Here is a 12171-nt window from a genome sequence, read left to right as displayed (position 1 = left end):
TTCCATTTGGTTAGACGCCCCCCGCGCGCAAAAGCGCGTACCCGCTGCTCGACCTGCATGTTTTCTGCCCCATCTGGCTAAAGTTTTTGATGCACGCATGCAGGGTTGATTACCCTGCGTCATCCGCTCAATGCGCGTTTGCTTGCACACTCAACACTGGGCTTGAAGGGTCAAAAAGGGCGAGAATGAGGCTATTTCATAGGTATTGAACCTTAGTTTATGCCGCTTACACCTTAGTTTATCGCAGCCTGAAACTTCGTGGCATCGAAGACGCGAAGAGCGGCTCGACTAAACCGCACGCTCCCAATGCTGCGCAGACAGCACGGAACGCGTTTGTTGCGCGGCTGACCATCAAAACATGAAAATGAACAGATCGTCGGCTCTGTCAAAATTGCAGCATCACCGGGACACCGGCGTTTCGCCACCACCGTTGGGCTTGAGGGCAAAGTGCATATCACCAATGAGCCAATCTGTTCGGGGTGGCCTTCACCGAGGATCAATAATGGTTCAAGGATAGACATCCGTATCCCGACACCTTGAAGGCCGGGCCGCAGGCCGAGCGCGACACAGAAACCAGTCCATCAAGCTTTAGGCGCGGCGAATTGGCTTCGATCCATCGCCGGTAAGGTCTTCCAAAAGGGCGCTGAATAGTTGTGCTTTGTTTGAATAACCTGACTTCTTGTAGATCGAGTTTGTTTGGGCCTTCACTGTGCCCTCTTTCGCATCTCGGGCTTCAGCAATCTCTGCGGTGGAGCATCCTTTCAGGAGCAGTCGCGCGACGTCCCTCTCGGCTTTGGTAAATGCCCACTTTTCAAAGTAGCTCACCAAGAGTTCCTCAAACGCCTCAGAGGCGCGGCTCGCTTTGCCTTCAAGCTTGGTCACGTGGTTTCCCATACGAAGCAACTCAACTCCAAGAACAGCGATCGCCCCCAACAAACACAGCATCACGATGATTGCCCAGATGTGGTACTCATCCCAGTTGTGCAAATACTCCCATCCCATCGCCTCGCTGAATTCTTCCAGAAGCATCACGAAAGCAGCAGCAAGCGATGCGAAAAATGATAGGGCCAGACGTTCTTTGGAGGGCGCCATAGTAAGTCTTTCAAGTTGCCGGTGATCTTTGCGCCGGTCGTTGTTTCTTTTGTGAGGTGTCAAGCTGGTCAGTTGCCCATCCTCGCCATATCGAACGACACGATAGGGATGATTTGAGCAGACGAGATTTTGTCTGGGGATTAAGTTTTAGTGCTGCATACAAGAAACTTAGCATTGAGCATGTTTGTTTTTGGTTGCTCTGTCTGTTTGCTTGGGCTCAGGTGCCCGCGCTCCTCGTTGTTCAATTGTTTCTTTAACCTTGGACACTATTTTTCGGCTTATCGAATATTCGTCACCATCCGGGTTCACGACGTAAGGGTTCCCATTTCTGTAAACGAGCTCGCTTATCTCGCTGTTAGACAGCCACCTCGAACGGTGAACCAACAAACCAGCTTCAGAATCCAAGCTCTCCACAGCACTTTTAAGTGTCATTCTTATCAACTGCGTCCCGCTTTCAGTTGTAACCGATACGTATTGGTTCTGAGCTTCCAGCATCAGCAGTGGCCCGCGATTTTTTTCGTCGAGCTTCAATTGGAACGGACAATCAGTTTGCTTAGGGGGGCGCCGAAACAGATACTTCAGGGGATCGTATCCGAACCCGGTTATTGCCTGAGCTCTGAAGTGCAAAAATATAGCGTATGTAATTACGGTCGAGACGAATGCAGACGTAAAATAATAGAGGATTGCGTGCTTAAATGTTGATCCGCCTGCCAGCAAGTGAGTTACAATAAAGGTCTTCAGGAATAAAATCATTAGATAGCTGCCCAAAGTCGTCCAAAAAACGCAAATTGAGTTTCGAATGGACCAGTAGAATAGACTGGGCCCGGCAAAGTAATAGAAGGCGTAAAACGCGATTACCCAGGCCAGCACGTACAGTGCATGCTGAAACTGACTGATGTTCGGAACTGCATGTCCCCGCTCCACAACCACGAGAGCGAGAAAAACCACAGCGTAGGCTGAAATGAAAACTTTGTCTTTCATCAAGCCACGCAGCCAGACCGTAAGTTCAGCCTTCGTCAGCAACGAACGATACTCCCCAACAAATCAACAATTCGGACATGTCTGCTTGCCGCCGCTAATGGATAACTGAACGGTGGTGCGACGCCTGTTCAAGGGCAGCAGAATGCAGGTTCTCGTTGGAGGTAATACTGCCACTATCTCGAGTGGCCAAGTAGGGATTGATTGGATTTTGGAAAGAGAGTCGTCGTTCAAACATATGCCTGGCGCGATTAGCATGACGCTTGAACGTGTATGTCATGTGGACCTCTTTCATCCCCCAAATGTACTCCCGCAAGCCTTACGGTTGCGGGGTTTTGATCAGCCAAACGTTGAATTTGCCTGACAAAACTTTTTCCGTTGTGAGCAATATCTGCGCTTGGGGCGTCGCTCGAAGAAGCAAATTTCTCAAGGCCCGCCCATCGTGGAACTTATAGCTTAGTTGGTTTCATCTAAACTGGCTGGAGAGTGGAAAGTCTCGCTTTGGTGCGAATAACTGGCGTTTTGGTGCGAGCAACGTTCGACAGCGACTACCTTGTTGCCACTCTTTCTCACTCGGGCTGAGCAATTATTTTCGGCCGCTAAGTCGATCGGCGCGGGCATGTGTTCGAACCAACATTAATAGTGGGTGCGCTCTTCAACATCGCCGACACGGGCCGCCGTGTAGCGGCGTCTCGAGTGGTCCGCGAACAATGAGAAAGGATTGCAAATATAGCTTGTGCAAAGCCTGTTTTTTGGCTGTCGCTGCCATTCATAGCTTAAGCAGCATTTGACCCAATGGGACCTATGGGCTGCACTGAAGGTCTGCCATTTACTCGGTAACCAAAGTGTGGAGCAACCGCAGCGAATGGCCGTTTCCCGCCCTTCGGAACCTCAGTGCACCTTCGGTGATAACTGAAGAAGTTCAATCATCTTAAATCACTATGACGCTTTCCTATGACACCCCTACCCGCTTTCTGTGCCGTGCCTGCCTAATTTACCGCCACAAAGCCCTTGTTTTACTGATCTGAGAACTTTTGTTTTGATGTCAAAAACCGTCTCGAAAACCGTTGTGGGTGCAAGCCCACCCAGGGTTCGAATCCCTGTCTCTCCGCCACTGATGTCCTGACAAAGCTTAAAAACCGTAATATTGCTTGCGAAGCAAAAGTGGCTCGCAATTGGTGTTCTGTTGATCAGAGCCTAGTTCGGCTGCCGAATATGGGCTGAAAAAAATTCAATGCAGCTCAAAATAATTCCCTAATGCCCCCGACCTCTTTCGTGCAGTTTTCTTCAATGCGTTTCCAGCTTGGAGGAATGAATGGGACAATCTAGACGAGTATTCACAATAGCCGCCACCATTGCCGCCTTTTGCGCCAGCACTGGGGTCAGTTTTGCTGGTGATGCATTGGACCGTGTCACGTCGGACAAGCTGCTTAAAGTTGCGACCGATGCAAACTGGGCACCGCAAAGCTTTCTGAACGACAACAACGAAATGGATGGCTTTGACGTCGACGTTGCTCGTGAAATCGCGCAGCGCATGGGCGTCGAAGTGGAGTTCGTGACGCCTGCGTGGGATATCATCACAGCCGGAAATTGGAACGGGCGCTGGGATATCTCGGTCGGGTCGATGACTCCGACAAAAGCGCGGGCCAAAGTGCTGAGTTTTCCCGCCGTCTACTACTATACCCCTGCCGCTGCCGCTGTTCATAACGACAGCTCTGCCTCGTCTGTTGCTGATCTGAATGACAAAACCATGGGGGCAACAACCTCCAGTGTCTTCGAGCTGTATTTGCAGCATGATCTGACAATTGATGCCGAAGGCGTGCCGGGCTTTGAATATCAGATCTCGCCCGGGGAGTTGCGTTCCTACAAGGATTCAACGGCCGTTATGGACGACCTGCGATTGGGTGACGGGACGCGACTGGATGGAATGATCGGATCGCTACCGGCGATTCTGGAAGGCATCAAGAACAACTACCCGCTCAAGGTTGTCGGTGATCCGGTCTTCTACGAACCTCTGGCCATCGCTATCGACCGCGGCGATCAGGAATTCAATGACAAGCTTGCCGGAATCGTGGCTGAAATGCGTGCCGATGGAACGCTGACGAAGCTCAGCGAAAAGTGGTACGGCGTCGACTACACCACCACAAAATAACAACAAAACAGGCCGGCTCGCCTCTGGCGAGCCGCTCCATTCAGGAGGCAGGTCATGCTTTATGCCGACACGGTGGTAAACGATCCACTGGTCCACAAACCCAAGATCGTTGGATTGATGTTGGTCGTCGCGACGGCATTCTTCATTCTGATCGACACAACCGGCTCAATTTTCGGAGAACTCATGAGGCCAGTGATCGGAGAACCCGCAGAATCCGGGTTTTACGGGCGATTTGCCACCGGTCTGGTGTTGGGCATTCTGTTCGTGTTCAATATTGTCCTGATTGGATTTCTTAAATTCAGGCTTCAGGTTGTCATCGTCTGGTTGCAGTTGCTGGCGCTGTTTCTGGCCTTCTTCTACGGCTTCGATCTGGACTTTGCGTTCATACGCTCGAAAATCTGGTTCATGGTCAGCCAAGGCGTGTTTACGACGCTTTACGTCTCGGCCATATCGATAACGCTTGCCTCGATACTGGCGATCATCGGGGCTGTGGCCAAGCTGTCTTCCAATGGGTTCGCTTTTGCGATTGCCAGCTTTTACACCTCGTTCTTCCGGGGCCTGCCGCTGCTGATGCAGGTCTACCTGATCTATCTCGGCCTGCCTCAGCTTGGTTACGTGATAGACGCGGTTCCTGCGGGAATTCTGGCACTGACCCTGTGCTACGGCGCCTACATGACCGAGATTTTTCGTGCAGGTATCCAGTCGATCGCGAAAGGCCAGTGGGAAGCATCACGCTCGTTAGGCTTCAAGTTCGGCTTGACCATGCGTCGGATCATCCTGCCGCAATCGCTGCCACTGATCATACCGCCGACGGGCAACCAGTTCATCGCCATGCTCAAGGATAGCTCTCTGGTATCCGTGATCGGCGTGTGGGAATTGATGTTTCTGGCCCGTACGCTCGGGACTAAGTCGTTCCAGCATATGGAGATGCTGATCACCGCCGCCATCATCTACTGGATGCTGTCCATGTGCCTTGAACTTATCCAGGGCCGGATCGAGCGTCACTTCCGCACTAAGAGCCACTGAGGAGGCCGCGTCATGGCAGAACCAATCATCGAAATGCGCGGCGTCAACAAGTGGTATGGCCAATATCATGCGCTGCGTAATATCAACTTTGTCGTCAACAAGGGCGACAAGATCGTTGTGTGCGGCCCGTCCGGTTCCGGTAAATCCACGATGATCCGCACACTCAACTGGCTAGAGGCCCATCAGGAAGGCGAGATCATCGTCGATGGGATGCATCTTCACCAGAAAATGAAAGATATCGACAAGGTTCGGATGGAAGTGGGTATGGTGTTCCAGCACTTTAATCTGTTCCCTCACCTGACTGTTCTGCAAAACCTGATGGCTGCTCCCATGTGGGTGCGCGGTGTGCCGGAGGCCGAGGCGCGCAAGACTGCGATGAAGTACCTCGAACGGGTCCGCATTCCGGAACAGGCTGAAAAGTATCCCGGACAGCTATCGGGGGGGCAGCAACAGCGCGTGGCAATCGCGCGCTCACTTTGCATGAACCCTAAGGTGATGCTGTTTGACGAACCAACCTCGGCGCTGGACCCCGAAATGGTGTCCGAAGTTCTGGATACAATGGTCAGTCTGGCGCGCGACGGAATGACCATGGTGTGTGTGACCCACGAGATGGGGTTTGCCAAGGCCGTGGCGGACCGGGTGATCTTCATGGATGAAGGTCAGATTATCGAGGAAAATGATCCCGTCAGTTTCTTCGAAACCCCCCAAAGCGAGCGGACCAAACTGTTCCTTAGCCAGATCCTGCAACACTAAGCCGATGCCTGACTTCATCAAGATGCAGGGGCTTCGCAATCACTTCGTGATCGTGGATGCCCGCACTGCCCCATACTGTCCGACACCGGATGAGGTGATCTGGGTTTGCGACCCCAAAGTGGGGATCGGGGCGGATGAACTGGTTGTTCTGGAGCCCTCGGGCCACCCGCACGCAGCAGCGTTCATGCGGATTTACAACATTGATGGAACCGAGGTGCAGGCCTGTGGCAACGCTACCCGCTGTGTGGCCTGGTTTTTGCTTGAAGAGGCTGACGCTGACGCAATTGTTCTGGAAACACCCGTCGGGCCGTTGCATGCGCGGCGATGCGGGGATCAATTAGTGCAGGTGGAAATGGGAATGTTGACGCAGAACTGGCAGGAGATGCCCCTGTCGGGCCCGCAGGATATGATGGCCCTGCCGGTTGGGAACGGGTCCCTGCAATCTCCCGTGGGTCTTGCCATTGGCAATCCGCACGCGGTGTTCTTCACAAATGATCTGGACTCCATCGACCTGCCCAAGCTGGCCCCAGCAATCATGGCAGACCCTCTTTTCGGCCAGGGCGTGAATGTTGGCGTTGCCGAGATGTTGTCGCCTTCGGACATGCGATTATCGGTCTATGAGCGACCTGGCGTTGTGACCACCGCCTGCGGATCGGGGGCCTGTGCCGCGGTGCAGGCGGCACGGCTGTCCGGACGGACCGACCGGGATAAGATGCAGGTCCACATGCCAGCCGGGACCGTGGCGATCCGGGTCCGTTCAGACAACGTGGCCGAGATGACCGGCCCTGTGGCGCATTGTTTCAATGGACGGTACCGATATCCGGGTGAATTCCCCTCAACCCCGGTGTGAAAAATTCAGTTTCAGTCGTTCGATCCGACTGGAAAATAAGAGCTCTGACAGAGGAGTAATCGCGATGCGGACAGGCGGACAGATTCTGATCGACATGTTGCGGGTGAACGGCGTCGATGCGATTTTTGGCGTCCCCGGTGAAAGCTATTTGGCGGCGCTTGATGCGCTGCACGATTGCTCGAACACAATGAAATATTATTCCACCCGGCAGGAGGGTGGCGCCGCATTCATGGCGGCAGCCTATTCGGACGCCACCGGCAAGCCGGGCGTGTGCTTCGTGACACGCGGACCCGGCGTGACAAACGCCTCAATCGGGGTGCATACGGCGCAGCAGGGCTCGACCCCACTGATTCTGCTGATCGGACAGATCCCGCGCGCCCATCGCGACAAGGAAGCCTTTCAGGAGGTCGATTACCGCCGGTTCCTCGGTCACATGGTGAAATGGGTGGCCGAGATCGACGATCCCGCACGTATACCGGAATATGTAAACCGTGCCTTCCGCACCGCCCTTTCGGGACGGCCCGGCCCAGTGGCGCTGGCCCTGCCCGAGGATATGCTGGCCGAACTAACCGATGCCGCCGATCTGCCACAGGTCAAGCTGACCCCTCCTGCACCTACACCTGCCGATCTGGAACAGGTGGCCGGGCTTTTGGCTAATGCCGAACGCCCGCTGTTGCTGCTGGGTGGAACCTGTTGGACCGAAGATGGGCAAGCCGCCGCCATACGTTTTGCCGAGGATCATGGCCTGCCGGTTGCCGTAGGATTCCGTCGTCAGGGGTTGTTCCCCCATGACCATCCCAATTTCATCGGGAATCTGGGTTTTGGCGGCAATCCGATGCCCAATGAATATGCCAAATCCGCCGATCTGGTGATCGCGTTGGGTGCGCGCCTGAATGATGGAACCACATTGAAATTCAGCCTTATCCGATCTCCGCAGCCGGATTGCAGGCTTGTCCACATCCTGCCAGGGGCTGAGGATTTAGGGCGGCTCTATCAGGCCGATCTTCCCATTCTGGCCGATCCGAACGAGGCGGCAAAGTCTCTGGCGTTGCTGCCGGTCGCCAGGCGCCATTCACCCGCCAGCGCGCGTACGGATTACGAGGCAATGCGAGCACTGCCCGTCCAACGCGGACCGGTCGATATGGCTGAGGTGATGCGTGTGCTGAACACCACCCTGCCGCATGAAACCACGATGACCACCGGTGCAGGCAACGCCGCCGACTGGCCCAATATCCACTTCGACTATCGCCAGTTTCTGGGTGCGCTGGCCCCAATCTCGGGCGCCATGGGCATGGGGGTTCCGGCGGCGGTGGCTGCCAAAGTTGCGCGGCCCTATGCGCCTGCCGTCTATGTGGCCGGGGATGGCGATTTTCTGATGAACGGGCAGGAGTTGGCGACAGCGGTTCAATACGGACTCGACCCGATTTTCATTGTAATCGACAACGGTATGTACGGCACCATTCGCACCAACCAGGAACGCAAGCACCCCGGACGCATCTCAGGCACGTCGCTGACAAATCCGGATTTCGCTGTGGTGGCGCAAGGCTATGGCGCGCACGGCGAACGGGTTGAAACCACCGCCGAATTTGCCCCTGCACTGGAACGCGCAATGGCATCGGGCAAGGCCGCGGTCATTCATGTGCTGGTCGGGCCGGACAGTCTTGGCCCCAATCTGACACTGAGTGGTCTGGCGGAGGCGTCCTGATGCTGTCCCATCTGGTTGATGCCCTGCCCGCGTCGCCGATCATCGGTGTTTTTAACAAGGCCTTCGAGATGCGACAGGCCGGGGCCGACCTGATCGACTTTTCCGTAGGCGAGCCAGATTTCGACACGCCTGCCCATATCTGTGAAGCCGGGATCGCGGCCATCCGCGCGGGCGATACACGCTATACCCCGACTGACGGGAATGGAGCCGTCAAGGCGGCCGTGATCGAAAAGTTCAGCCGTGATAACGGGTTGGCCTTCACATCGTCGGAAATCATCGTCTGTTCTGGTGCCAAGCCATTGCTGGCGACCGCCATTCAGGCGGTGCTGAATCCCGGGGACGAGATGATCCTGCCGGTGCCACTCTGGGCGTCGCATCTGGGTATGGTGCAGGCGGTCGGCGGGGCACCTGCGCTGGTTGATACAGCCAATGATGGCTTCAAGCTGACACCGGATAAGCTGAAGGCTTCCATCACGCCACGGACGCGGTTGCTGATGATCTGCTCGCCGTCCAATCCAACCGGAGCGGTTTATTCAGCAGCTGAACTGCGGGCGCTGGCAGATGTGCTGCGGCAGCATCCCGGGGTCAACGTCATTTCAGACGATCTGTACGAACATATCATTTTCGATGGTGCCGAATTTGCGACGCTGGCCGCCGTCGCCCCAGATTTGCAACCCCGGATACTTACCGTGAACGGGGTGTCGAAAGCCTATGCGATGACCGGCTGGCGTATAGGTTTTGCAGGCGGGCCAGATTGGTGGACCAGCGGTATCCGCAGCCTGTTCAGCCAAACCAATGGCGGGCCATGCTCGATCAGTCAGGCGGCCACTGTGGCGGCACTTACCGGCCCGCAGGACTTCCTGAAGGACTGGTGCGCCACCTATCAGCGCCGCCGCGATCTTGCGCTGGAGGGGCTGGCCAAGATCGATGGTTTGCGAACGCAACCCCCGGGTGGCGCGTTTTATCTGATGCCGGATTGCGGTGCCTTGCTTGGCCGTAAGACGCCTGAGGGCAAGGTATTGACAAGCTCGACCAACCTGGCGGCCTATTTTCTGGAACATGGTGCCGTTGTGGTACCCGGACCCGGCTTTTCATGCGATCCGTTCTTTCGCATGTCCGTCGCGACGTCCGAGCAGAACATAACAGAAGGCCTGAACCGCATGAAATCCGCCGTGGAGATGTTGAACTGATGGTACAGAGATTTGATCGCTTCGCAGCAGACCTGACCTATGACGATCTGCCCGAGGCCGCCCTGTGGACCCTTCGCCGGTCCTTCGTAGACACGATGGGCGTTGCCGCTGTCGGGGCCACCACAGAATTGTCAGGTATCGCCCGCCGGGTCGCGCCGATGGTATTCGGAACGGGAACAACCGGATCGGCGAAGATGCTGATGGATGGTCGTGCAGTCAGCCCTGTCGGGGCGGCCATGGCCGGAGCATTCACCGTCGACAGCATTGACGCCCATGACGGCACGACGCCCTGCAAGGGCCATGCTGGTTCGGCCATTTTCCCCGCCATGATCGCAATGGCGCAGGCCAACGCAGATGGGCTGGACGGCAGGCGCTTTGCAGAAATCCTCGCCGCTGCCTACGAAATCTCGTATCGCGCCGGACTGGTCCAACACGCAACTTGTGCCGACTACCACACATCCGGAGCCTGGACTGCCGTGGGTGTTGCCGCCGCAGGGGCAAAATTGCTGGGCGGTGGTGCAGAACAGATTCGTCAGGCCGCCGGGATTGGAGAATATCATGGCCCCCGCAGCCAGATGATGCGCTGCATCGACCATCCAACCATGGTGCGTGACGGTGTCGGCTGGGGCGCTCCGTCCGGGGTGACGGCCGCCTATCTGGCAATCGAAGGGTTCACCGGCGCTCCGGCCGTGACATGCGAAGGGGAAGACGGTGCTGAGTTCTGGTCCGATCTGGGCACCGGGTGGCGGCTGGTCGATCACACGCATTACAAGGCTTATCCCTGTTGCCGTTGGGCGCACCCGTCGCTCGATTCCGTGCATGACATGATGCAGAAACATGGGTTCACCCACGAGCAGGTGGACAGCATCGAAATCCGCACCTTCCACTATGCAACCCGGCTTGCCGGGCACGAGCCGCAAAATCAGGACGAGTTCGCCTATGCCATCGCATTCCCCGTGGCGGCGATGATCGTGCGCGGCCAGGTTGGGGTCAACGAACTGAGCACCGAGGCGTTGCGCGATCCGGACATCCTGCGTGTAAGCCGGTCCATCAGGTTGATTGATGATCCGGAAATGACCCGCATCAGCACCGACAAACGCTGGGCGCAGGTGACGATTATCCTACAGGACGGTCAGCGGATCGAAGATAAGCCCCGCACACCCCGCGGAGACACGGATATGGCACTGACCGACAGCCAGATCACAAATAAATTCCATATGCTGGCCGACCCCGTTTTGGGTTCCGCGCGGGCCAAGGAAATCGGTGACCTGTCGTCTGGCTTCGACCAGTTGAGCGCGTCCGAATTACGACACCTTTTCGATCTGTGCACGGCAAGCCCTTGAAAGGAAAGGTCTGGGACAGGCAGCAGGATTGCATTAATCTCTGCGCAATAACCGGCTCCGGAGAGACAGATGTCACGCAAAATCCCGCCATTTGCAGCTGTCCGCGCGTTTGAGGCCGTCGTTCGATTGGGCCGCAACGTTGAGGCCGCGCAGGAGCTGAACATCACAGCATCCGCCGTGAGTCACCAGATACGATCACTTGAAGCATTTGTTGGTGCAACGCTTTTGCATCGGGGTGCCAATCATACTGCGGAATTGACCGAAGAAGGCAAAGCGATCTACGAACCCGTTCGTCAGGCACTTGATACTCTGGACGCCGCTTTTGCCCGTCATACCGATGACAAGACCAAGCAGGTGGTCTCGGTGCATATGTACCAGTCGCTGGCTAACATGTGGCTTATCCCAAAACTGCCGTTACTGCGAGAATTTGCCCCCAACCTCACAGTCAAAATCGTCACCATGCCCGAAGAAATCTCGCTCAGCGGCAGTGATATCGACATGGCCATTGTTTTTTCAGATAAACCGCCACAAGAGCCGCGTTGCATCAAACTGTTCGATGAAGTGATCCAGCCGGTCTGTGCATCAGAATATCTGGAAGCGCGCGGTTCGGTTCCGCAACCCGAGGAAATGCCATCGGAACCCCTGATCCGAAGCCGCCATCACGTCAATGAGTGGGATCTCTGGTTTTCAGCCATCGGTCTGAGTGAATCCTCGTGGAAACCTGTCGCCGAGATGGATAATCGTTCCAACGCCTTACAAGCGGCCCAGATCGGGCTGGGCTGGGCGATGGATCGGCGCCCATTTGGCGAGGAAGGTCGGCGCAAAGGTCATCTTGTTGCGCCGCTTGAGTTTAGCTTGCCGACGGGCAACGCATATTACCTTTTGACATCTCACCGTGCCGACGGAACTCGCGCGGTCACCCAGTTCAGAAATTGGCTTCTGCGTATCTGCACAAATGAGTTTCAGCTTAGCTGAAACTCTCCATCTCTTGCTTAACGTCGCGCAATCTTTGGCCTTTTGGGTCGAACGGCGGTTTTTCGAGGATTTTGGCCTTGTGAGGTTTGCCGAGAATAAAGATCTCG

10 protein-coding genes are annotated in these 12171 nt (G+C 55.8%); 8 read left to right on the top strand and 2 right to left on the bottom strand.

Annotated features, from left to right (window positions below; translation table 11 throughout):
• Positions 1–588: 588 nt before the first annotated feature.
• Entirely contained in the window at positions 589–1155 is a 567-nt protein-coding gene (locus tag ACR0NA_RS03355) for a helix-turn-helix transcriptional regulator (RefSeq protein ID WP_480726030.1), read from the bottom strand.
• A gap of 105 nt (positions 1156–1260) precedes the next feature.
• On the bottom strand, positions 1261–2115 hold the full coding sequence (locus tag ACR0NA_RS03350; protein WP_480726028.1) for a LytTR family DNA-binding domain-containing protein: 855 nt from the start codon (positions 2113–2115) through the stop codon (positions 1261–1263).
• Between the two features lie 1270 nt (positions 2116–3385).
• Between ACR0NA_RS03350 and ACR0NA_RS03345 the strand changes: the two genes are divergently transcribed.
• The 8 genes from ACR0NA_RS03345 (at position 3386) to ACR0NA_RS03310 (ending at position 12064) form a co-directional block, all read left to right on the top strand.
• Positions 3386–4222, top strand: a complete 837-nt coding sequence (locus ACR0NA_RS03345; RefSeq protein ID WP_480726025.1) for a transporter substrate-binding domain-containing protein — start codon at positions 3386–3388, stop codon at positions 4220–4222.
• Positions 4223–4276: 54 nt separating this feature from the next.
• A complete protein-coding gene (locus tag ACR0NA_RS03340; RefSeq protein WP_480449572.1) occupies positions 4277–5248 on the top strand; it encodes an amino acid ABC transporter permease in 972 nt (323 codons plus the stop codon).
• A 12-nt stretch (positions 5249–5260) separates the two neighbouring features.
• Positions 5261–6001 carry an amino acid ABC transporter ATP-binding protein gene (locus ACR0NA_RS03335; RefSeq protein WP_480726024.1) on the top strand — a complete coding sequence of 247 codons (741 nt, stop codon included), beginning with the start codon at positions 5261–5263 and terminating at the stop codon, positions 5999–6001.
• A 4-nt stretch (positions 6002–6005) separates the two neighbouring features.
• Positions 6006–6851, top strand: coding sequence for a diaminopimelate epimerase (gene dapF, locus ACR0NA_RS03330; RefSeq protein ID WP_480726022.1), 846 nt, complete (start codon positions 6006–6008; stop codon positions 6849–6851).
• 64 nt (positions 6852–6915) lie between these two features.
• Positions 6916–8556, top strand: coding sequence for a thiamine pyrophosphate-dependent enzyme (locus ACR0NA_RS03325; protein WP_480726020.1), 1641 nt, complete (start codon positions 6916–6918; stop codon positions 8554–8556).
• A complete protein-coding gene (locus ACR0NA_RS03320) occupies positions 8556–9746 on the top strand; it encodes a pyridoxal phosphate-dependent aminotransferase (protein ID WP_480726017.1) in 1191 nt (396 codons plus the stop codon). The genes ACR0NA_RS03325 and ACR0NA_RS03320 overlap by 1 nt, the downstream gene beginning before the upstream one ends.
• Complete coding sequence (locus ACR0NA_RS03315; RefSeq protein WP_480726015.1) at positions 9746–11089, top strand: MmgE/PrpD family protein; 1344 nt, start codon at positions 9746–9748, stop codon at positions 11087–11089. The genes ACR0NA_RS03320 and ACR0NA_RS03315 overlap by 1 nt, the downstream gene beginning before the upstream one ends.
• 69 nt (positions 11090–11158) lie before the next feature.
• The gene (locus ACR0NA_RS03310) at positions 11159–12064 is read left to right on the top strand and encodes a LysR substrate-binding domain-containing protein (protein ID WP_480726013.1); all 906 of its coding nucleotides are present in this window, start codon (positions 11159–11161) and stop codon (positions 12062–12064) included.
• Positions 12065–12171 lie beyond the last annotated feature (107 nt).

The sequence above is a fragment of the Ruegeria sp. C11 genome, assembly GCF_056537725.1.
Note: the sequence above shows the minus strand (reverse complement) of the source record. Positions and strands in the feature narration are given on the sequence as shown.

Excerpts from the sequence above, each read along its gene's own strand:
- dapF (WP_480726022.1), top strand. The coding sequence starts at position 6,006 with ATGCCTGACTTCATCAAGATGCAGGGGCTTCGCAATCACTTCGTGATC.
- ACR0NA_RS03345 (WP_480726025.1), top strand. The coding sequence starts at position 3,386 with ATGGGACAATCTAGACGAGTATTCACAATAGCCGCCACCATTGCCGCC.
- ACR0NA_RS03310 (WP_480726013.1), top strand. The coding sequence starts at position 11,159 with ATGTCACGCAAAATCCCGCCATTTGCAGCTGTCCGCGCGTTTGAGGCC.
- ACR0NA_RS03335 (WP_480726024.1), top strand. The coding sequence starts at position 5,261 with ATGGCAGAACCAATCATCGAAATGCGCGGCGTCAACAAGTGGTATGGC.
- ACR0NA_RS03325 (WP_480726020.1), top strand. The coding sequence starts at position 6,916 with ATGCGGACAGGCGGACAGATTCTGATCGACATGTTGCGGGTGAACGGC.
- ACR0NA_RS03320 (WP_480726017.1), top strand. The coding sequence starts at position 8,556 with ATGCTGTCCCATCTGGTTGATGCCCTGCCCGCGTCGCCGATCATCGGT.
- ACR0NA_RS03315 (WP_480726015.1), top strand. The coding sequence starts at position 9,746 with ATGGTACAGAGATTTGATCGCTTCGCAGCAGACCTGACCTATGACGAT.
- ACR0NA_RS03340 (WP_480449572.1), top strand. The coding sequence starts at position 4,277 with ATGCTTTATGCCGACACGGTGGTAAACGATCCACTGGTCCACAAACCC.